At 65.9% G+C, this 19,097-nt stretch carries 19 protein-coding genes and 1 tRNA gene; 5 read left to right on the top strand and 15 right to left on the bottom strand.

The window, feature by feature from the left end; all coding sequences use genetic code 11:
• Positions 1 to 109 precede the first annotated feature (109 nt).
• Positions 110 to 1,048: a DUF7983 family protein gene (locus ACFQS4_RS02610; RefSeq protein WP_497902156.1), complete on the top strand. Its 939-nt coding sequence runs from the start codon at positions 110 to 112 to the stop codon at positions 1,046 to 1,048.
• 57 nt (positions 1,049 to 1,105) lie between these two features.
• Here ACFQS4_RS02610 and ACFQS4_RS02605 read toward each other — a convergent pair whose 3' ends face one another.
• From ACFQS4_RS02605 to ACFQS4_RS02595, 3 genes are all read right to left on the bottom strand, one after another.
• The gene (locus tag ACFQS4_RS02605) at positions 1,106 to 1,849 is read right to left on the bottom strand and encodes a DUF8593 domain-containing protein (protein ID WP_497902155.1); all 744 of its coding nucleotides are present in this window, start codon (positions 1,847 to 1,849) and stop codon (positions 1,106 to 1,108) included.
• Positions 1,850 to 2,067: 218 nt separating this feature from the next.
• A complete protein-coding gene (locus ACFQS4_RS02600; protein ID WP_497902154.1) occupies positions 2,068 to 2,961 on the bottom strand; it encodes a hypothetical protein in 894 nt (297 codons plus the stop codon).
• A 67-nt stretch (positions 2,962 to 3,028) separates the two neighbouring features.
• Positions 3,029 to 4,117 carry a saccharopine dehydrogenase family protein gene (locus tag ACFQS4_RS02595; RefSeq protein WP_497902153.1) on the bottom strand — a complete coding sequence of 363 codons (1,089 nt, stop codon included), beginning with the start codon at positions 4,115 to 4,117 and terminating at the stop codon, positions 3,029 to 3,031.
• Between the two features lie 127 nt (positions 4,118 to 4,244).
• On the opposite strand from ACFQS4_RS02595, the gene hjc reads away from it, so the two are divergent.
• On the top strand, positions 4,245 to 4,766 hold the full coding sequence (gene hjc / locus ACFQS4_RS02590; RefSeq protein WP_497902152.1) for a Holliday junction resolvase Hjc: 522 nt from the start codon (positions 4,245 to 4,247) through the stop codon (positions 4,764 to 4,766).
• Positions 4,767 to 4,797: 31 nt separating this feature from the next.
• Here hjc and ACFQS4_RS02585 read toward each other — a convergent pair whose 3' ends face one another.
• Positions 4,798 to 5,004 (bottom strand): zinc ribbon domain-containing protein, encoded by a 207-nt coding sequence (locus tag ACFQS4_RS02585; protein WP_497902151.1) that lies wholly within the window; start codon positions 5,002 to 5,004, stop codon positions 4,798 to 4,800.
• A 61-nt stretch (positions 5,005 to 5,065) separates the two neighbouring features.
• On the opposite strand from ACFQS4_RS02585, the gene ACFQS4_RS02580 reads away from it, so the two are divergent.
• Positions 5,066 to 5,326 (top strand): DUF8143 family protein, encoded by a 261-nt coding sequence (locus ACFQS4_RS02580; RefSeq protein ID WP_497902150.1) that lies wholly within the window; start codon positions 5,066 to 5,068, stop codon positions 5,324 to 5,326.
• A gap of 25 nt (positions 5,327 to 5,351) precedes the next feature.
• Here ACFQS4_RS02580 and ACFQS4_RS02575 read toward each other — a convergent pair whose 3' ends face one another.
• The 6 genes from ACFQS4_RS02575 to ACFQS4_RS02550 all read right to left on the bottom strand — a co-directional run bounded on the left by ACFQS4_RS02575 (position 5,352) and on the right by ACFQS4_RS02550 (position 10,657).
• Positions 5,352 to 7,169 carry an acyl-CoA dehydrogenase family protein gene (locus tag ACFQS4_RS02575; RefSeq protein ID WP_497902149.1) on the bottom strand — a complete coding sequence of 606 codons (1,818 nt, stop codon included), beginning with the start codon at positions 7,167 to 7,169 and terminating at the stop codon, positions 5,352 to 5,354.
• A 127-nt stretch (positions 7,170 to 7,296) separates the two neighbouring features.
• The gene (locus ACFQS4_RS02570) at positions 7,297 to 7,926 is read right to left on the bottom strand and encodes an SWIM zinc finger family protein (RefSeq protein WP_497902148.1); all 630 of its coding nucleotides are present in this window, start codon (positions 7,924 to 7,926) and stop codon (positions 7,297 to 7,299) included.
• 94 nt (positions 7,927 to 8,020) lie between these two features.
• A complete protein-coding gene (locus tag ACFQS4_RS02565) occupies positions 8,021 to 9,022 on the bottom strand; it encodes a M48 family metalloprotease (protein ID WP_497902147.1) in 1,002 nt (333 codons plus the stop codon).
• 43 nt (positions 9,023 to 9,065) lie between these two features.
• Positions 9,066 to 9,785 (bottom strand): rhodanese-like domain-containing protein, encoded by a 720-nt coding sequence (locus tag ACFQS4_RS02560; RefSeq protein WP_497902146.1) that lies wholly within the window; start codon positions 9,783 to 9,785, stop codon positions 9,066 to 9,068.
• A gap of 143 nt (positions 9,786 to 9,928) precedes the next feature.
• A tRNA-Gln gene (locus ACFQS4_RS02555) sits at positions 9,929 to 10,001 on the bottom strand.
• Between the two features lie 65 nt (positions 10,002 to 10,066).
• The gene (locus ACFQS4_RS02550) at positions 10,067 to 10,657 is read right to left on the bottom strand and encodes a cupin domain-containing protein (RefSeq protein WP_497902145.1); all 591 of its coding nucleotides are present in this window, start codon (positions 10,655 to 10,657) and stop codon (positions 10,067 to 10,069) included.
• 127 nt (positions 10,658 to 10,784) lie between these two features.
• Between ACFQS4_RS02550 and ACFQS4_RS02545 the strand changes: the two genes are divergently transcribed.
• Complete coding sequence (locus ACFQS4_RS02545; protein ID WP_497902144.1) at positions 10,785 to 11,378, top strand: IMP cyclohydrolase; 594 nt, start codon at positions 10,785 to 10,787, stop codon at positions 11,376 to 11,378.
• Between the two features lie 203 nt (positions 11,379 to 11,581).
• On the opposite strand, the gene ACFQS4_RS02540 is transcribed toward ACFQS4_RS02545, so the two are convergent.
• Positions 11,582 to 12,139: an NAD(P)/FAD-dependent oxidoreductase gene (locus ACFQS4_RS02540; protein WP_497902143.1), complete on the bottom strand. Its 558-nt coding sequence runs from the start codon at positions 12,137 to 12,139 to the stop codon at positions 11,582 to 11,584.
• A 263-nt stretch (positions 12,140 to 12,402) separates the two neighbouring features.
• Here ACFQS4_RS02540 and ACFQS4_RS02535 point away from each other — a divergent pair, with 263 nt between their 5' ends.
• On the top strand, positions 12,403 to 13,578 hold the full coding sequence (locus tag ACFQS4_RS02535) for a M24 family metallopeptidase (protein WP_497902142.1): 1,176 nt from the start codon (positions 12,403 to 12,405) through the stop codon (positions 13,576 to 13,578).
• Positions 13,579 to 13,673: 95 nt separating this feature from the next.
• Here ACFQS4_RS02535 and ACFQS4_RS02530 read toward each other — a convergent pair whose 3' ends face one another.
• The 4 genes from ACFQS4_RS02530 to ACFQS4_RS02515 all read right to left on the bottom strand — a co-directional run bounded on the left by ACFQS4_RS02530 (position 13,674) and on the right by ACFQS4_RS02515 (position 19,057).
• Positions 13,674 to 15,734: a DEAD/DEAH box helicase gene (locus ACFQS4_RS02530; protein WP_497902141.1), complete on the bottom strand. Its 2,061-nt coding sequence runs from the start codon at positions 15,732 to 15,734 to the stop codon at positions 13,674 to 13,676.
• A 260-nt stretch (positions 15,735 to 15,994) separates the two neighbouring features.
• Positions 15,995 to 16,693 carry a hypothetical protein gene (locus tag ACFQS4_RS02525; protein WP_497902140.1) on the bottom strand — a complete coding sequence of 233 codons (699 nt, stop codon included), beginning with the start codon at positions 16,691 to 16,693 and terminating at the stop codon, positions 15,995 to 15,997.
• A 171-nt stretch (positions 16,694 to 16,864) separates the two neighbouring features.
• Entirely contained in the window at positions 16,865 to 18,118 is a 1,254-nt protein-coding gene (locus ACFQS4_RS02520) for a DUF7345 domain-containing protein (RefSeq protein WP_497902139.1), read from the bottom strand.
• A gap of 288 nt (positions 18,119 to 18,406) precedes the next feature.
• Positions 18,407 to 19,057 (bottom strand): hypothetical protein, encoded by a 651-nt coding sequence (locus ACFQS4_RS02515; RefSeq protein ID WP_497902138.1) that lies wholly within the window; start codon positions 19,055 to 19,057, stop codon positions 18,407 to 18,409.
• Between the last annotated feature and the right edge of the window lie 40 nt (positions 19,058 to 19,097).

Below are 19,097 nucleotides of genomic sequence, written 5' to 3'. Positions count from 1 at the left end.
GACGTCGTCCCATCGCCGGCGGCGGCGTCAGAACCCCATCGTCGGAGTCGACCCACCACCCGGCACACACGCGGCAATGGCTTTTCGAGGTAGCCGTCGACCGTTCCCTATGGACTGGAATGCCCTTCGCGACGCGTGTAGAAGACTCGAGCCGGGAACCGAACTCGTGACGCCGGTCTCCGAGCGTGCGTTTCGGATCACCGACGCGCTCGAGGATCGACTCGTGATCCAGTTCGTCGACAGCGGCGAGGAGCGCCCGCTCCACCGCGAGCAGTTCGACGTGCTGGCCGAGCAACTCGAGGGCGGCCCGATCCCGCTCGCGGAACTCCCACCGGGTGTCGAGCCGTACGCGAGCGTCCTGAGTCTCTCGGCCGAGCACGTTTCCGACGGCGAGAGCCTCGAACGCGCCCCGGAGGAGGCCGTCGCCGGCGAGAGCCCGCACCTCGTCTCGCCCGAGGACGCCCGGACGAGTCTCGAGCGAGTCCACGACGACGCCACCCTGCTCGCCGATCAGCTCGAGCGCCTCGAGCGCGACGGACGCGACGAGCCGTCGACGCTCGACACGGAGACGCTGACCGACCTGTACGTCCTGCTCTCGGACGTCCAGCGGGGATCCGACCGGGTGCGGCGAACCGCCGGCGAGACGCTCCTCGAGCGACTCGGCCCCGATCAACAGCTCCACGGTCGCTTCGGGACGGTCCGGCGAACGACCCGCGACCGGCGCCAGCCGAAAGACGAGGACGTCGTCCTGGACGCCCTCGACAAGCACGGCATCCCCCACGAGTGGGTGCTCGGGATCGACTCCGACAAGCTGGACGTCGTCCTGGCGGTCACCGATCTCGAGCCCGACGCCGTCTACGACATCGAGCAGCAGGTGTACGTCCAGAAGACCGGCGTCGACGAGGGCGAGAAGTACTCCCGGCTGCAGGGGCTGGCCGAGCGCCTCGAGGACGTCGACGCAGAAGCCGCCGGCCAGATCGACGAGTCGCTCTACGATGACCTCAGCGACCTCGAGCAACGGCTCGAGGAGGCGCTCTCGGCGGGGTGATCGGGTGACGAGGCGACCAGAACCTCCTTTCCCGGGTCAAAACGACGGGGGTGCCTCCTAACGGTTCGATTCGTCGTCCTGCTCGTCGGTACCGCGTTCCGTTCGGCGCTCGTCCTCGTCGCCGCACTCCGTCTCGGCGTCTTCGGAGCCCGAACGCCCCGAACCCTCGAGCCCCTCCCGAACCGCGTCCGGTTCGACCGCCGCGTCGGTCCGCTGGCCGACGTCCTCGCCCGGACGAACCCCGGCTTCCGGGTCACGGCCCGTGAGTTCGGTCGGATCCACCTCGAGTTCCCGGCGCTGGGCTTCCTCGATCTCTTCGAGTTCCTCGAGGTCTGCGGCTGGGTCGACCGACCCGCTCGAGTCGCCGTCGATTCGCTCGCCCGCGTCCGCCCCCGGGTCTGGATCGTCCTCCCCGGGTGGCGCCGACGGTTCCTCCTGGTCGGTCGTGACTGGTTCCCCCGGTGTGTACTCCTCGTCCGGAGCGGGGGTGTTCTTCCCCGAGGCTTCCGACGATGGCAACTCCGAGTCGGCCGGGCTCGCGTCACTCGTCAGATCCTCCCCGGGGAACGACGGGGAGAGCCGAACCGCGTCGTCGGTGACCCGGTCGACGGCGTCGTCCGCGAGGGGGACGGCGTCCTCCCGGCCGCCCCACCCGAGCGCGGCCCTGGTGGAGGCCGCCATTTCCGGATCCGGTTCGACGTAGGCCGTTCCGGGGTCGACGGCGGTGACGAGGCCGACCGTGTCTCCCGAGGCGGTCTCGACCGACTTGCCGACGTCGTCCGCGGTGAATACTGGACTCATACGAGTCGATCTAACACAGCCCGTTCGAAGTGGTTCGTGCCTGCATGGTCCTGCCTCGGCCAGCCCTCTCGATTCGTGCTGCAATCGCCCTTCACGAACCGCTCTCAACGTCCCTCACGACTGCTCGAGCACTCGGTCGGTGTCGCTCATGGGTTGATCGACACGCATCGGCGACAAACAGGTGATCGCTGCTCACGCAACCCGCGGGCCGAAGTCCCTCAACTCGAGTCGCGTCGGTCCGATTCGAGGTCCTCGGGCGCTGGTTCGTACCGCAGGACGGGAGTGGCGTCGGCGTCCTCAGGCTCGTCGACCCGTGAGACGCCAGGAATCTCGAGGAGGAGGGACGAAAGCGCCTCGGTTGGGCCGTCACTCGACTCGTCTTCCGTCGAGTGCGCGTCCTCGATCGCTTCGAGGAGGTCGTCGACCGTCGCCCGTCTGCGCTCGGCGAGCACGACGAACGCCGCCCGAGCGGTCGCCCGCTCCGCTGGCGAGGGTTCGAGATTCTCGAGGGCGTGTCGGGCGCTCCCGATCGAGTGTCTAACCGAGGGCGGATCCGGAACGTCCCGACCGTCGCCGTTCTCCGGACGGTCGATCACGGGAGTTTCCTCGTAGCGCCACCGTTCGCCGAGGTCCTCGTCGCCCGAGCGCGCGACGGTCGGCAGGGCCCCGAGGTGATCGCGAACGCACTCGGACCACCACCCCTCGGTCGACTCGTAGCCCGCGGGGACCTCGCTGTAGGTCGCGTCGATTACCTCCGCGGCTGTGGCCTCTCCCCAGTACCGGAGGAACGAGAACGCCGCACGGACGGCCGACGCCTCGTCCGGTCGCAGGTCGCGCGACTCGAGCGCCCGTTCGACCTCGTCGGGGGTGTCGATCCGGTAATCGCGCGCGCCGACGGGGGTCGCCTCGAGGACGCGCCGGCCGTTGTCGGTGAGTTCGTACCCGTCGTCGCCGCGGCTCACGAGCGCGTTGTCCGCGAGGTGCTCGAGGCTGTCCGCGATCTCGTCGGGCCCCGTATCGAAGCGTTCCGAGAGCGCCTCGATTCCCGCGGGGCCGTCTTCGAGTGCCTCGAGGACCGTTCGATCCCGATCGTCGAGCGTGTTCGACGGCACGCGAGAACGTCCACCGCCGGGGCACCTAAGTCGAACGCCGGCCGTCGAAAGGTAACGGTTTCGAGGATCACTCGGCGGGCATCGCGCCCGACTCGATCTGTTTCTCGTCGTCCTCGAACGACCCCGACGCGCGCTCGAGGTCGAAGACGAACTCGGGTCCGAACGCGCCCGCCGGCGTGCAAAAGCCCTCGTCGGCGTCGCCGGCGAGTACCCGTCGGGCCGCCGCGACGGCGCCGTCGACCGTCACCACGTACGGGTCTGGCGTTTCGAGTCTCGAGACGACGCGCACGTCGCCCTCGCGCGCCTCGCCCCAGCCGAGGGCCGACCCACGCTCTCGCGCCCGCTCGGACGGTCCCTCGCGGACGAGGTCGGCGACCGCCTTCAGCGCCCGCTGGACGGAATCCCTCGCGAGCACCGGTGCGAGCAGCCGGTGCGATTTGAGACCGAGGCGAGCTGGCGGGGGCACCATCGCGTACACTTCGACGTTCGGCACGCCGGTCGTGAAGTACGCCGCCGACACGTCGCCCATGGGCACGGTGACGGCCGGTCGCTCGCCGTGCCCGAAGTCGATCCATCGCGTCTGCCACCCGGCCGGGACGCGCTCGAGGTGGCCGTTCCGGCGAATCGCACCGCCGGTGTCGACGCCCTCGACGACCGTTCTGAGCGTGCCGACCGACGGCACCCGGATCGAATCGACCCCCAGCGCGAGCGCTGAGGCGCCGGGGAACCGCTCCGCCAGGTGGGCGGCGAGACAATCCATAGCGATCACGGAGAACCCCGCGGCCGGGAGCAGCGTCACGCCGGCATCGCGGGCGTCCTCGTCGCGGTCGTGAATCGACTCGATGACGGGTATCTCGCCAGTGATGTCGACGTAGTCGGTTCCGGTGCGGATGCAGGCCTCGACGAGCGGATCGGCGGTGTTCGAGAACGGGCCAGCACAGTTCAACACGCACTCGACGTCCTCGAGCGCCTCGGCCACGGTCGACGGATCGTCGAGAGCGAACCGTCGGCCAGGGCGCCCGAGTTCGTCGACCTGGTCGGCTACCCGATCGCCGTCTCGACCGGCGAGGATCACGTCGACGCCTTGATCGACGGCCGCCTCGGCGACGAGCGACCCGACGAACCCGTACGAGCCGTACAGCAGGAGAGACGACATACCGACGCGTTCCACGACCCGACGGTTAAACCGTTGGCTGGCGTAAGCCGACGGCGCCTTCGACGGGTGGTTGGCGGCCTCGGCTGCAGTCGGCCGGTTTATAACGATTCGGTGGCGAGAGGGGGACATGTCTCAGGCGAAGGGCGACCGCCGGGAACGCGAACTCGTCAACCTGCTCGACGAGGCCGGGTTCGCCGTCATGCGAGCGCCCGCCAGCGGCTCTGCGACCGAACGCGAACTGCCCGACGTGCTCGCCGGCGACGGCGAGACCTTCTACGCGATCGAGGCCAAGTCGAGCGCCGGCAACCCCATCTACCTCACCGGCGAGGAGGTCGAGGCGCTCATCTACTTCGCGCAGAACTTCGGCGCGAAACCGCGCATCGGCGTCCGGTTCGACCGCGAGGACTGGTACTTCTTCCACCCCGGCGACCTCCACGTCACCGACGGCGGGAACTACCGCGTCAAGAAGGAGACCGCCGTCGCCGAGGGCACCGACTTCGACGAGTTCGTCGGCCGCTCGAAGAAGGTCACCCTCGAGGAGGTCGGAGACGCTGCTGACTCGGGACCGGATCCCGAAATCATGCGCGTCCTCCAGGCGGTCGAGCAGGGCGTGATGGACGTCGAGGAAGCGGCCGCGATACTCGAGTAGCCTCGAGTCGAAACGGCGCCCTCGAGCCGGCTCACCCCAAGAAGAGGTCGATCATGTCGTTGCTCGAGTTGCCGCGGTACAGTTCGGAGTATCCGCAGTTGGTACACGAGACGACGCGGAACCGCCGGTTCTGGATGTCGAAGATCTTCGAGAGGCCGGTGCCGGAGGTGGCGATGTCGTCGACTTCCGTCTCGGTGTGGCCGCACTTCGGACAGCCCTGATCGCGATCGGAGACCATACGCGCCGTTCGTGACGGATGGTTGAATACTTTATTGTCGCTGAACGTCGAATCGGTATTCATGACTGCCGGATTCGTCGCCTTCGTGCTCCTCCTCTCGCTACTGGTGCCGCTCGTGCTCTACGTGCTGATCAGCGACGAAATTACGAACCCGGAGGTCATCGATCGAGAGACGGCCGAGCGCGAGGCGATGAGCCTCGGCGGACGCGGAAATCGGAGTCGCACCGAGGAAAGTGAGGACGATTGGACCGGGTCGATAGCGGACTCGAGCGAGCGCGACGAAACCGACTCGTGGGGTTACAGCCGCCTGGAGGACGAGTGAGGAGCGGTCGGGGAAGGGACGACGGTCAGTCCTCGAGCGTCGCCGGATCGACCGGCTCGTAGCCAACTACGGCGTCGAAGTGCTCGAGCGCGAACCGGTCGCCGCTCGTGAGCCCGCGGGCTGCCCGAGTGCCGAACTGTCGGTCGACGAATCGGCGGGCCACGAGTGCGAGGCGGGCGTCGGGATCGCCGCCGTCGCATCCATCACGCTGGCCCTCGAGCGCTCGCTGGGCCTCCTCGAGCAACAGCGCTGCGGTGAAGACGTCGAAGACGTAGTGAGTCAGTTCTTTGGCCTGGATCTGGGCGTACTCGCCATCCTTCGTCGCCAGCGTGGCGAGGGCGGTTCCGAGGTCCTGAAACTCCCTCTCGACCGCCTCGGCGGAATCCACGAGCAGCGGGTGCGAAACGGCCTCGAGCCGCGCCTCCACGACCTCGAGGAACGGCTCGTGGGCGGCCTCGCGCTCGAGCGCACGGAGCACGTCCAGGGAGAGGACGTTCTCGGTTCCTTCCCAGATGGGGAGCACCTGGGCGTCGCGCAGCAGGCGGTTGGTCACGAAGTCGTTCACGTAACCGTTGCCGCCCTGGATCTCCATCGCGTATGAAGCAGTGTCGACGGCCATCCGGCCCGTCCGAGCTTTCGCGATGGGGATCAGGAGTCGCACGAGTCGGTAGGCGCGTTCCTCGAGGCGGTCGTCCGGAGTTTCGAGGTCCCCACGCGCCGCCCGTTCGGCCCGCTCCCGGATCGAGAACAGCCGCGCGGCTTCCATCGTGAACGCCGTCGCCGCCTCGTGGTCGACGGCCATGTCGACCAGATCCCGTCGCATCAACGGGTGCTGATCGATCGGTTTTCCGAAGGCCTCCCGGTTGGCCGCCCTGACTTTGCTCTCGAGCAGTGCTCGGCCGATGAGCCCGCACGACGCCGCGGCGTTCGAGAGCCGCTCGAGGTTGAGCATCTCGGCCATCTGCCGGAACCCGTTCTCCGGTTCGCCGACGAGAAACGCCTTCGCACCCCGGAACTCGACTTCGCCCGTTGGGACCGCGATGGTCCCCAGTTTGTCCTTCAGACGGCGGTACAGCTGGTCGTTCAGTTCCCCCTCGAGTTCATGCGGCACGAGAAACAGCGAGAGCCCGCTCGTGCCGTCGGGAGCGCCTTCGATTCGAGCGAGCGCGAGCGTCCCCTGGGCGTCGATATTCGAGCAGAACCACTTCTCGCCGGTGAGGCGGTAGCATCCGGCATCCTCGTCCCACTCGGCGCAGGTTTCGGTGGCGCCGACGTCGCTGCCGCCTTGCTTCTCGGTGAGGAACATCGCCCCCTCGATCAGGTCGTCGTAGGCGCGGCTCGTCAGGCCGTCGTAGTAGGACTCGAGGCTCCCGTCGTCGAACTTCTCGAGGACCAGCGCGGCCCCCGCGGTCATCGCGACCGGGCAATCGAAGCCGACGTCGGCGTAACAGAGCAGGTACTGCATCGCGAGGTTGTGCGCCAGGGGCATCGGCTCGTCGCGACCCGGTGGTGCTTCGAACGCGTCGGCGACGATTCCCGACTCGTAGACCAGGCGCTCGTTCTCGAGCTGTTCGGGCGGGTAGCGAACCCGGTTCTGCACCTCGCCGTGTTTGTCGTAGGGCTCGAGTTCCGGCCCGTGGTCGTCGATCACGTCCGCATTGTCGGTGACCGTGTGCCCGACGAGCTCGCCGAACGCCTTGAGGCGTGGGCGGGCCCACTCGAGCTCGTCCTCGGTGTAAATGCGGGCGACCTCGCGCTGGAGCGTCCGGTCGAGGGTCCAGTAGTTGACGTGACGACCCTCCTTGAGGGCGCCGTAGTCGATTCGGTCGTCCGTGATCGTCATACTCGAGTACTCGGATTCAGACGACGATAAAACGGGGCGAAACCAACGGGTGGGGCGTTGCGTCTGGTTGTCGGCAGTCGCTAGCGTCCCAACCAGCGCTCAGAACGGGTTCAGACGAGGCTCAGGCTCAGACTTTCTCGAGGCGCGTCCGCGGGAAGACGTACACGCGTAGCGACTCGGGAACGGGGCCGTTTCGCGCGACCGTGGCGTGGGGGTACACCGCGCCGACGACCGGCACGTCGGGGTCGTAGCGCCTGTTGGTGACGTAGTCGGCGACGGAAGTGTCAGCGGCGCTGATGTGGACGGCGTCGGCCCGGAGGTCCGAGACGTCGACGACCGTCAGGCGGTCGCCGGTTTCCCGATCTCGGACGCGATCGCCGGGGTAGACGGCGTGTTCGTCGCAGTAGGCCGGACCGTCGGCTTCCGGGCCGTCCTCGTCGACGAACGTCGGGTCGCCGCAGTCGAAACAGGGGACGGCGAGCTGGCCCGGTGGCGGCGTCCGTCCCTCGGTGATTTCGATGGCGATTCGGCGAACGTGCTTACAGCGGGCGTCCCGGAAGACGTGATCCGGACAGGTACACCGGCCGGCCTCGAGGTCGGCCAGGTAGGTTGCGCCGCTTCCGGCCTCGACCTCGTAGAGGCCGTCGCCGAGCGGGAGCACGGACATGCGGTCGGTTCGCGCCCGGACCGACCGGTCGTCGAGGTGTCGGCGGGGCGGGAGGGGCAGCGATGCTTTCGGTGACGCGACTGTGTTCATGGATGCGTCGATAGTGGTGGATTCGGTCGTCGGGCTATTCGACAGTAATAGGGGCTCGAGCATCCTAAACCCTCGGTCAGCCGATGCTGACTGTTCAGAACAACTCGGTGCGCGGGCCGTCTCGGGTCGACGCTGACGCGGAGAGAGCTTCGATGCGGTTCGCCGTCGGCGGGTGCGTCCCGAAGAGTCGCCGCTCGAGGCGGTGCAGTCGCGTGCGGAGCCACCAGAACGACGGTTCGACGTCGCCCTCTGGCCCGAGCATGACCTTCTCGAGTTCCGCTGGTTCGAGGGGCAGGATCGACAGCGAGGATATCCCCGAGACGGCTCGCAGGCCGCGGTCGGGCGTCTCGGCGATCGATCGGTCGAGGCGTGCGAGGGCGCTGGCCAGGGCTGCAGGCGACCCGGTGACGTCGATCGCGGCGCGGTCGGCGGCCCGTTCTCGTGCTCGCGAGAGGTGTGCCGTCAGGAGCCGACCGACGACCCACCCGAGGTTCGAGACGAGGCCGAGGGGGACGACGACAAGGACGAACCAGCCGGGGTTCTCGAACGCCGTGATCCGCGAACGGATGCCACCGGCGAGGACGACGGGGAGCGAGACGGCCGTCATCACCATTGCGTCCCGGTTTGCGACGTGAGCAAGTTCGTGGGCGATCACCGCCTCGAGTTCCGCGGGATCCTCGAGGGCGTCGAGCATTCCCGTCGAGAGGACGAGGTGCATGGATCTGGGACGGAGTCCGACGACCATCGCCTCGGGCGCCGACCGTGGCGAGACAGCGATCGTCGGCGCGGGAACCTCGAGCTGGGCGGCGGCCCGCGTCGCGACGCGGTAGAGCTCCGGCGCCGCCTCCCGGTCGACCGGGTCGGCGTCCGCCGTCCGCTCGATCGTCTCCCGCTGGTGGTATTCGAGGAACCCGATGCACAGGAGAGTCGCGACCGTCACGAGACCGGCGATTGGCGCCGCGCCACCGAACCCGGCAGCGAGAAGCGCCCCGTAGAAGACCAACCAGACGCCGACCAGAAAGGCGACGGTCACCGCGGCGAGCGCAACGACGGAGACCGCCATCCGGGCGGAGAGTGCGAGTCGAGCGGAGGGCATGCGAACCGGTACAGAATCCGAGGTGAAAAACGTTGAACGTTCGTCAGGCGTCCACGACGCCGCTCGTCAACTCGCCGAGGGTCGCCTCGAGCGCATAGTCCGGTGCCTCGAGCGACAGGACGGTGTCCTCGTCGACGTCAGCGAAGCGGACGAGGAGTTCGTAGGAGCCGTCGGCCTCGACCTGCGAAATCTCCTGCTGGGATTCGTCGAGCGTCGAGAGCCAGACGTACTCGCCCTCGTGGTCCGGCGAGGACTGACCGACGATGTCGTAGGTCGGGATGGACTCGGCGCTCTCACCCACGGTCGGATAGCCCGCGTCGGTCCACCCGTTGTACCCCTCGTCGAGCGCGTAGACGTTCTCGAAGCCGTTCGCGAGCAGTTCACTCGCCCGGAGGACGGCCAGCGAGTGGGGGCAGCCGCAGTAGGTGACGATCCGGGTGTCCTCGCTCCACTCCGTCGTGGGGTCGTCCTCGACGCCGTCGGGCGCCGTGCTCAGGTGCGCCCCTTCGATGTGCGAGGCGCCGTACTGTCCCGCTCCACGCGTGTCCAGGAACTCCGCCTCGTCGGCCTCGTACCACTCGTAGGCGTCCTCGAGCGGGACCAGGGGAACGGTTTGACCGCCCTGCGATTCCGTGTCGTATCCCTCGTCGTTCGTCGCGTCTCCGCCGGGCGAGTCCTCGTCCTCGAGGATCGATCCGAGACAGCCCGATAGACCCGGTATTGAAGCGATCCCGACCGCCCCGAGAACCGTACGTCGTCGCATACGGGTTTTCAGGTCGTGCCACCGTCTAAACCTTCTGGTGTAAACCCCGCTTCTCGCCGGTAATTTCGATGAGAGAACCCCTTCATTTCGAGTGGAAACCGCTAGCAAGGGCTACGATCGAGCTCGAGTTGAAATTCGAGAAGTAGACCCACCAGGATTCGAACCTGGGTCGAAGCCCCCAGAAGGCTTCAGGATTGGCCGCTACCCCATGGGTCTGCGAGCGCAGAACGAGATTCGTGCGGCCACTACTTATGGCTGTCGTCTCGGACCAGGCGGAACGATCATCGCTCGGAAATTGGCGGTTCCTCGAACGTCTCCTCGCAGCCGTGACAGCGAATGATAGCCGACTCGATGCTGACGTCAACGCCTGTTCCTCGAGCGAACGCGAGGTCCCCGCCCCCACAGACGGGGCAGCGGTCGGCCTCGAACCTACTGTCGCAGTTCGGACACTCGAACGTGACTGTCCCCTCGTCGGTTCGCAGTCGCAGGGGTTCGCCCCCACAGTCCGAACAGGAGGCAGGTACCCGGATGTCCTCGGATTCCCGTGGTGCGCCGAGCGCCAGTACCACCAGTTCCGTGTCACCACCGTTTTTTCCGGACTGAAAGGTTCCGCGACCGAATCGCACTGCCTCGCTCTCTGCAACGGTAACCGTGCCCGACAGCGTCTCGAACGTCGCGACGCCCGACAGGATTACGAACACCTCCTCCTGGTCACGGTGTGCGTGCAAGCCACCCGGAAACTCCCCGCCCGGCGGGATCCGGTACTCGTTGATCGCGAGATGCGACGTTTCCAGCGCGCCCGAGAGTTCCCGCCGTTGGCCACCGTCGGCGAACTCGACGGGCTCGAGGGCGTCGATCTCGACGGGATGCATACGCGAGCGTTTCGCTCCAGGAAGATAAAATCGAGGTCGGGACGACTGATAACGAATGGCGGTGCCGAAGCGGGACGGTCGTGCATACATCGACATCTATTTTCCCTCGAGATGCACACGAACGCGTATGTACGTCGGACGATTCGTCGTCGTCGGCCCGGACGCGGGCGCCTACCGCGTCTCCTCCCGTTCGTTCCCCAATCGCCAGATTACTGCCCGCGAGGACGCGCTCACCGTCGGCCCCACTCCCGACGCGCCCGAGACGGACAACCCCTACGTCGCCTACAACTGCCTGCGCGTCGTGGAGACGCCGACCGGCGAAACGGTTGCCTTCGGTAACGGCTCCCACGTCGACCCCATCGCGGAGAAACTCGAGCTGGGCTACCCCGCTCGAGACGCCCTCGCCACGGCGTTGCTCGCGCTGGACTTCGAGAAGGACGACTACGACACGCCCCGCATCGCGGCGACCATCGACGCCGACGGCGAGGCCCTGATCGCCACCGTCCGTCGGGACGCCCTGCTCGTCGAAACCGTCGAGGAGCCGACGCTCGTGGCCACCTACGAGAAAAATACGCCGGAAGCGTTCGAGTTCGAACCAACGGACGCCCTGGACGCGGCGAGCGAGGCGCTCGAGGCCGAGTTCGAACACGCCGTCTGTGCCGCTGGCGTCGTCCGGACCGACGACGGGTTCGAGACGGCGATCGACAACGGCGAAAACTGATAGGGAATGTTGTAACAATTTTCCGCCGATCGCCGACCCTGTGGCGGGCGGTCGGCGGTAAGTGACTACAACGATACCTATGAGGGGCGCTCGGATCTGGTACCGGAACTCGAAGGGTCGGAGAGCGGGGTTCGGGAGGAGTGACGACTCGAGCGGTTCGAGGCGCGTTAGTCGTCGCCGTCGACCACCAGCGAACCGAACAGTTACGCCGCGTCGTCGGGGACGTCGAAGTCGTGGTAGTGCTCGCCCTTCTCCTTCGTCAGGATGTTGAGCGCCGCCGCCGCCCCGTCGCCCGCCGAGATGACCGCCTGCCACTCCTCCGCGCGACACACCGCCCCCGTCGCGTACGCGTTCTCGAGGCTGGTCTCCATCGTGATGTCGACGTCGACGACGTCGTCGTCCGTGAACTCACAGCCCAGGTCCGCCGCGAGGTCGCGGTTGGCACCCGTCGCGAGCACGAGATAGGGCGCCGTCTCCTCGCCGTCCTCGGTCGTGACGCGGTAGCCGTCGTCCGTCGACTCGACGCTCGTGACTTCGACGCCTTGCTGGCGGTCGACGCCGAAGTCGTCGACCTGTTCTCGGAGGATCTCGATGTACTGCGACCCGTCCATCGACTGGACGCCCGGGTAGTTGAACAGGTGGGCCTTGTGCATCCACGTCGCGTCCGTGTCGTAGACGGTTGTCTCGAGGCCGTTCTTTCCGGTGAACAGCGCCGCGCTCAATCCGGCCGGACCGCCGCCGACGATCAGTACATCCGTCATGGGTTGAAATTACACAGGAACGCGAATAAGCGTGTGGGAGGCGGCGAACTGGTCTCGAATTTCGGTCCCCCTGAGCTCTACGGCTTCAGCATACCGAGAGGCCACTCGGTGGAGGTTCCCAAAAAGTGCAACCCGGTCCTTCATTTCGACTCCCGTCTCGCACAGAGGGGCTTCGACATCCGAAGGGGCAAAATGCGCTTTCAGGCGTTGGTTGGTAACACATCTCGTTAGAAGTTATTGCTCGTCCTCCTAGTTTCGACGATGTGACTCCCGCACATCCACGACTCACGGCATTTCTCGAGGAGACAGGAACCGACGGGTATCTGATCGACGCCGACGGCGAGGACAGCAACCAGTATTATCTCTCGGGGTTTCACGCGATGGGCGACTTTACGACGCTGTATACCGACGGGGATATTCGGCTTCTCGTCCCCGACCTCGTCTATTCACGAGCGCGCGCCGAAAGCGACGGTGACAGTATCCGCAGGCGCTCCGAGTTCGATTACGGAGAGCTGGTCGTCGAACACGGACCGGTGAAAGCCGCCCCACTCGCAACCGCAGCGTTCGTCTCCGAGAACGAAATCGGTTCCGTGTCCGTCCCTCCGTACTTTCCGAACGCGACCGCGGACGTCCTGCGCAACGAGGGCGTCGAGGTCGTCACGGATTACGCCGACACCGTGGCCAGTATCCGGGCGGTGAAAACCGACGAAGAGATCGAGCACATCGCAGCGACCCAGCGGGCCAATGAGAAAGCAATGGCGGTCGCGGAGGGAATGCTCGAACGCGCAACGGTCGAAGCGGGTGTCTTACGTCTCGACGGTGAGGTTCTGTCGAGCGAACGAATCCGTCGAGCGATCGAAGTTACGCTTCTCGAGGAGGACTGTGGACTGAGCGACTGTATCGTCGCCTCGGGAGCGGAAGGCGCACGGGCCCACGCGGTCGGGTCGGGACCGATCGAGGCAGGCGAGCCGATCATCATCGACGTCTTCCCGCGTCACAAAGAGTCGCGGTACTTCGGGGACATGACGCGGACGTTCGTGAAGGGCGAACCGAGAGCGGAGATCAAAGCGTGGTACGACCTGACCCGCGAAGCGTACGAGGCGGCACTGGGGGCGATCCGACCTGGCGTGACTGGAAAAGCGGTGAACGACACGGTCTGTGACGTCTTCGAACGCGAAGGATACCCGACGCTTCGAACCGACGAGTCCACCGAGGACGGCTTCACGAGCATCACCGGCCACGGTGTTGGTCTCGACGTCCACGAACAGCCCAAACTTGGCTGGGGCGGTGGCGAGTTGCAACCTGGCCACGTCGTCACCGTCGAACCCGGACTCTACGAGCGCGGAGTCGGAGGTGTCCGGCTCGAGGATCTCGTCGTAGTAACTGAAGAGGGGTACGAGAACCTGACCGACTATCCCCGTGGACTCGGTGTCGTCTAAGCTCTTACCTTACCCTCGCGACTGTGTCGTTCTCCGCACCGGGCGACGGGAGACCGATACGGGCCAGTCTCAGGCGTCGGCAGACCCGAAAACCGCTACAGATCGGATTCCCGCAACTCGATGTCAGCGATCAGGTCGTAGGGGTGAGCGTCCTTGCGGATGCCGTCGACGATCGCGAACGCCTCCCCGGGCGAGAGGAAGTGTTCCGTCACCACTCGCCCCAGCGGCGTCGGCGAGAAGCCGTCGATGAAGTCGTACTCGAGCAACTTGCCGATGGCGTGGGTCGTCGGCACCTCGCCGAGCATCCGGTCGTTGAGCGCCTTCGCCGCCTTCCCGCCGACCGTGATGTTCGCCAGGGTCTCCTCGATGGCGCCGTCCTCGTCGTAGTGGGTCATCACCGGCTCCATCTCTCCCTTGAGGAGCTTGAAGGCCACCTCGTCCTCGGTCATCTCCATCGAGTTGTGGTAGCTGCAGTCGGGTTCGACGAGGACGTATACGGTCCCCTGGTCGTGGTAGTCCGGGCGCCCCGCCCGCCCGAGCATCTGGTGGAACTCCTGGACCGAGAGCCACTCGATCCCCATCGCCAGCGAGTCGAAGATCACCTGCGAGGCCGGGAAGTCGACGCCCGCGGCCAGCGCCGCGGTGGTGACGACCGCCGCGAGGTCCTGGTCGGCGAACATCTTCTCGACGCGCTTTCGCCGCCGGTAATCGAGTCCCGCGTGGTACGGCGCCGCGTTGTACTCGAGCTTTCGCGAGATCTCGTGACACCGCCTGCGGGAGTTGGTGAAGATGATCGTCTGGCCGCGGTACCCCTTCGAGGACTCGGTGTCGAACTCCCGCCTGACGAGTTTGTTCTCAACGTTGACCTTCTCCCGGCCGTCGGCAAATGTGACGTGGCGCTCGATGGGAACCGGGCGCTCCTCGAACTCGATGAGGGTAGCCTCGAGCGCCTGACCCAGCTGTTCGGCGTTGCCGACGGTCGCCGATAGGTAGATCCACTGGGCGCCGTCGTAGTTCTCGCGGGCCGCCGCGCGCTTTTCGGTCGTGTACTTCAGCCTCGAGATGAGGCCGTCGAGGCGGTGGCCTCGCTCTTCTTCCTTCAGCGTGTGGACCTCGTCGATGACGACGGTGCCGATGTCACCCATGTCCTTGCCCGTCCGGAGGGCGTGATCGATCCCCTCGTAGGTGCCGACGATGACGTCCGCGTTCGGGTCGAACTGGTTGCCCGAGTCGGCGATTCGGCTCGCGCCGACGCGGATGGAGACGTCCACGAGGTGGCCGTACTCGTCCTGGAAGTCCTCGTACTTCTGGTTGGCCAGCGCGACGAGGGGCACGAGAAAGAGCAGTTTCCCCTTGCCGTTGAGCACGCGGTTGAGCCCCGCGAGTTCCCCCACGAGTGTCTTTCCCGTCGCCGTGGCGCTGACGACCAGTTGGTCGTCCCCATCGAAGAGACCGTTCTCGACCGAGAGGCTCTGGACCGGAAGCAAGGTATCGAACCGGTCCTCGAGCAGGGTCTGCAGGCCCGGATGCAGGTTGAGGGTGTCGACACCCACCGAATCGACCTCGTCGGTCGTCGCCGAGATGGTGTCGAACTTCGTGAGGTCCGGATCCAGTCGCCCCTTCAGCAGGTTCGTGATCCGCTGGAGGTCCTGCACCTCGAGCATCAGCTCCTCGAGGCGGTCCTTCGCCGCCCCCGTCACGTTCCCGACGTAAGAGAGTTCCCGCTCTAGTTCGCGAGCCGCGCAGTCGGTGCAGATCCAGTCCTCGTCATCCTTGATCGCCGTCTCGGTGGTGATCGGAGAGTACTGGCCCGAGGACGCGCAGTACCGACAGGTCCGGACGACCTTCGTCTTCTCCTCGAGCTGGTAGCCCGCGAACATTTCCTCGAGTTCCCGGCGTCCCTCCCGGGACGTCTGCTCGGAGATGCGGATGCGGCCGGTGCGGCGAGCGAGGTCAACGAACTCGTCAGGCTGACGGGGCTCTTCGCTCGAGTTGCGCTTGACGCGAAATTTCGCGGGTCGTGGTCCTGCCGAGGTCTCCGAGATGCCGAGTTTTGCCCGGAACAGCCGCTTTCCGTCCCGGGTGACCACCACGAGGTAGTCGTTCCCGGTCTCGTGACAAAAGAGCGTCTCGACCTCGGGGACCTGTTTTGACACGCCCGTCAGTAACAGCGTAGCGTACTTGAGCGGTTCGGACTCGGTCGATCCCCCAATGTGGCTATGCTATAAAAACCATAGTTAGAGGTGTGCTGTGCAATGACCGTTCTGTCAAAGAGAAGATCCTCCTCTCGAGGGCGGAACGAGAACCGGCTTCGAACGTCAGTGCCAGTGCTGAACCGCACCGTCGGTGGTCTCTCGAGGTCACTGTCCATTCGACGACTCCGCGAGATCACTGTCTGTTCGACGAGAACACAAGATCACCGTCCGTTCGACGATCCCTCGTCAGCGCTCTCGTTTCCGCGGTCTCCAGAGGTCTCGTTCCCACGGTCTCGAGCCGTTTCGTTGCCGCCGTCGGGCGACCGATCGTCCGTCGGCTGGCCGACCCCCTCACCGGCGATCGACCGCGCCGTCGCTGCGACGTCGGGACCACCACGCTCGCCGGCTCGCTCCCGGAGCGTCCGAATCTCGTCGACGTCGACGCCCTGTGCCGAGAGAACGTCAGTCGGCAACTCACCGGCGGCGGTCGCGCCGATGGCAGCACGTCGCTCGACGCTCCCCATCTCGGCGACGACCTTCGCGACCTCCGCGCGATAGTGCCCTTCGCTGACCTCGCCCGCCTCGCGGGACTCGTTGAGTGTTTCGAGTCTCCCCTCGAGTTTCTCGAGGCGCGCTTCGTCTTCTCCGTGGCGCTCGGCGATGATCGCCGCCTTCGCCTCGTCGGACTCGGCGTTCGCCAGTTCGAGACCGAACGCTCGTTCGGAGACGTCGCCCTCGAGTTCGGCGTCCTGGACGCCGACGGCTGCCGATAGCTGTTCACCGGGGGCGATCGATTCGTTCTCGGCGTCGGATCCCTCCTGGACGGCGCCGTTCGGGACGACGCTCGCCGCCGCGAGCGGAACCGCTACCGCCGCGACGAGGAGGGCAACCGTCAGTGCCATCGATGTGCGTCGATTCATTGGTGGGTATTGTACTGGTTCGATGATATACGTTGGAGTCGATGGCCCCGGGTCAACGACCATCAACGCGATTCAACGCCATTTTCGATCCGGTTCCGTCTATCGATTTCGTCGATATTGGTGATTCTGACGATCCCGGCGCCGCGGGCTCGAGACTGACGACCGAACGGATCATTGTCGTCCGTCACCGCCGTTACCGCCGGCTGCCGACGAGTCGTCATTCCCGGAATCCACATCTCCTGGACCCTCTGCCTCCGGAAGCGAGAGCACGTTTTCCCGACCCAGCCGGAACGACTCGAGTTTACCCTCCTCTCGGAGGCCGGTGACGACTTTGCTGGTTTTCGCGTCCGTCCAGTCCAGTTCCTCGACGACCGACTGCTGTTTCATCCGGCCGCCGCGTGACTCGAGGAGATTGATGACCTGCTCCTCGTTGCTCAGAAGTTCCATGTCTGGAGTCCCGGCGGCGGGCGACGTCGACTGATCGGGCGACGACGTTGGCTGGTTGGCCGACGACGTCGACTGATCGGCCGGCGGTTCAGACGCTGGTCCGTCTCGAGTTCCCGCTTCATCCCCAGAGTCGGCGAGGTGAGCGCCGGTCTCGTCGGACCGATCCGTCGTCTGCGTACCTGGATGGGTGACCGTATCCCCTCCGGCGCCGTCCCGGCCGGCTGGCTGGTCGTGATTTCGATACCACCAGGCTCCACCAGCGGCGAGTGCGACGACGGCGAGCGCGACTGCGACCATGGTCGTCGTACTCAAACCGCCACCGGCGGCGAGGATCACTCGAGGCTCCCCGGAGACGAAATCGGTCTCGCCGCCGCGCCAGATCACCGCGCGGTCGCGTTCGTCGTCGGGATCGGGTGCGACCGTGCTGCGTTCGTAGCCTTCGGGCCACTCGACGAGCAATCGCGTTCCCTCGTCGAGATAGATTCCCTCGATGGCGTCGCCCACGTGGATTTCGCTGTCTTCGACGGCGGCGAAGCCGTGCCAGTCGAATGTGTACCTGACAACACCGTACTCCCGCGAGAGTGACTGCCGCTGGGTCTCCACATCGAATCCGTCGACGGTCATCTCCCGACCCGTCGCTTCGCTCGCCGTCGCGGCCGTCTCGGTCATCCGGTCGGCGAACGATTGCGTGTAATTGTCGGGGTCGTCGCGGATGTCCTGGCGCAGCGATTCGAACGCTGCCTCGCTCTCGTTGTCGTCGAGACGAATCCAGAACTCGAGGGTCCACTCGGCGGTCCCGTCGGGCCGAATAGCGACGTCCATTCGGACCTCGTCGGCGTCGATCCGGTCCTGCTGGAACGCGTTCGATTCGGGTTGTGTCGCCCCGGCCGCGGCCACCCCGAATACGCCGGCCGTCGGTCCGACGCCGGAGAAGCAGAGCAAGACCACCAGGACAATTGCGCCGACGCGACGGTTCATACGAGTCGATGCTTGCCACATCGCTTAAAATACACGAAAGTGAGAACGAGAGTCGATGTGCTGGTAACGGAGTTCGTATCGCAGGTATCGAATCGAACTTCGATTGGAAAGGAGCTGTCAGCCGGTTCGAGTTGATTCGGTTACGTATAGATTTTGTAAAACAGCCGGTCGAGACGGTATCGAATAGCCTCGAAGGTCGGAAGAACGTCTCAGGTTGGACGGGGTTCAGGATCCATTACGTCCACCTCGAGAGTCGATGACTCCGTAGAGTGGGTCGAAGGATCGGCCTTATTCGTCGGTGTCGTTCGACTCCTCGACGTCGTCATCAGCGTCTTCCGTGTCTTCGCGTCCTTCGTCGTTATCGTCGCTTTCGTCGCTATCGTCGGCTTCCTGCTCGTCGGTCTCCTCTTCATCGTCTGGCGTCACGTCGTTTTCGTCGGTCTCGTCGTTTTCGTCGGCTTCCTGCTCGTCACCTTCGTCGGTATCGTCGTCGGTCTCGTCGTCGGCCTCGTTACGTTCGTCGCGTTCGTCGGACTCCTGCTCGTCCGTCTCCTCCTCATCGTCCGGTGTCACGTCACGTATCGCCTCGCCGAGCGTCCCCTCGAGGCTGCCGTTCAGGAAGGCTGCGATTCGGTCGTGGATCGCGGAAACGTGATCGGGAACCTGCGCGGGGAGGTCGGCGTTCGGGCCCTGTCGGGTGTCAGCGCCGCGATCGGCGCCAGTGGCGTTCCCGCGTCGGTCGTCGGCGCGGTCAGCGTTGCGGTCGTCACCAGCTTCGGCGCGATCGTCCGCATTCTCGGCGCGATCGTCCGCCGGAACGTCGGAACTGTTGTCGTCCGCACCCACGGACGTGGGCGCGTTTCCGGGCACTGCGGCGGCGAAGCCGGTCGTTATCACGAGCACTGCCAGCACGGCTGCGATCAGCGTTGTTCGGTTCATGACTGCACTCGGCTCTGGTCGCCAGACCCACTTCAAGCAG

This window comes from Saliphagus sp. GCM10025317 (genome assembly GCF_042663665.1).
Taxonomy (GTDB): Archaea; Halobacteriota; Halobacteria; order Halobacteriales; family Natrialbaceae; genus Natronosalvus.
This window is presented reverse-complemented; position numbering and strand designations above follow the sequence as displayed.

Coding starts and splice junctions, on each gene's coding strand:
- ACFQS4_RS02585 (WP_497902151.1), bottom strand. CDS start 5,004: ATGGTCTCCGATCGCGATCAGGGCTGTCCGAAGTGCGGCCACACCGAG.
- ACFQS4_RS02560 (WP_497902146.1), bottom strand. CDS start 9,785: ATGCGACGACGTACGGTTCTCGGGGCGGTCGGGATCGCTTCAATACCG.
- ACFQS4_RS02595 (WP_497902153.1), bottom strand. CDS start 4,117: ATGTCGTCTCTCCTGCTGTACGGCTCGTACGGGTTCGTCGGGTCGCTC.
- ACFQS4_RS02580 (WP_497902150.1), top strand. CDS start 5,066: ATGACTGCCGGATTCGTCGCCTTCGTGCTCCTCCTCTCGCTACTGGTG.
- ACFQS4_RS02565 (WP_497902147.1), bottom strand. CDS start 9,022: ATGCCCTCCGCTCGACTCGCACTCTCCGCCCGGATGGCGGTCTCCGTC.
- ACFQS4_RS02540 (WP_497902143.1), bottom strand. CDS start 12,139: ATGACGGATGTACTGATCGTCGGCGGCGGTCCGGCCGGATTGAGCGCG.
- ACFQS4_RS02525 (WP_497902140.1), bottom strand. CDS start 16,693: ATGAATCGACGCACATCGATGGCACTGACGGTTGCCCTCCTCGTCGCG.
- ACFQS4_RS02575 (WP_497902149.1), bottom strand. CDS start 7,169: ATGACGATCACGGACGACCGAATCGACTACGGCGCCCTCAAGGAGGGT.
- ACFQS4_RS02610 (WP_497902156.1), top strand. CDS start 110: ATGGACTGGAATGCCCTTCGCGACGCGTGTAGAAGACTCGAGCCGGGA.
- ACFQS4_RS02605 (WP_497902155.1), bottom strand. CDS start 1,849: ATGAGTCCAGTATTCACCGCGGACGACGTCGGCAAGTCGGTCGAGACC.
- hjc (WP_497902152.1), top strand. CDS start 4,245: ATGTCTCAGGCGAAGGGCGACCGCCGGGAACGCGAACTCGTCAACCTG.
- ACFQS4_RS02570 (WP_497902148.1), bottom strand. CDS start 7,926: ATGAACACAGTCGCGTCACCGAAAGCATCGCTGCCCCTCCCGCCCCGC.
- ACFQS4_RS02520 (WP_497902139.1), bottom strand. CDS start 18,118: ATGAACCGTCGCGTCGGCGCAATTGTCCTGGTGGTCTTGCTCTGCTTC.
- ACFQS4_RS02550 (WP_497902145.1), bottom strand. CDS start 10,657: ATGCATCCCGTCGAGATCGACGCCCTCGAGCCCGTCGAGTTCGCCGAC.
- ACFQS4_RS02515 (WP_497902138.1), bottom strand. CDS start 19,057: ATGAACCGAACAACGCTGATCGCAGCCGTGCTGGCAGTGCTCGTGATA.
- ACFQS4_RS02545 (WP_497902144.1), top strand. CDS start 10,785: ATGTACGTCGGACGATTCGTCGTCGTCGGCCCGGACGCGGGCGCCTAC.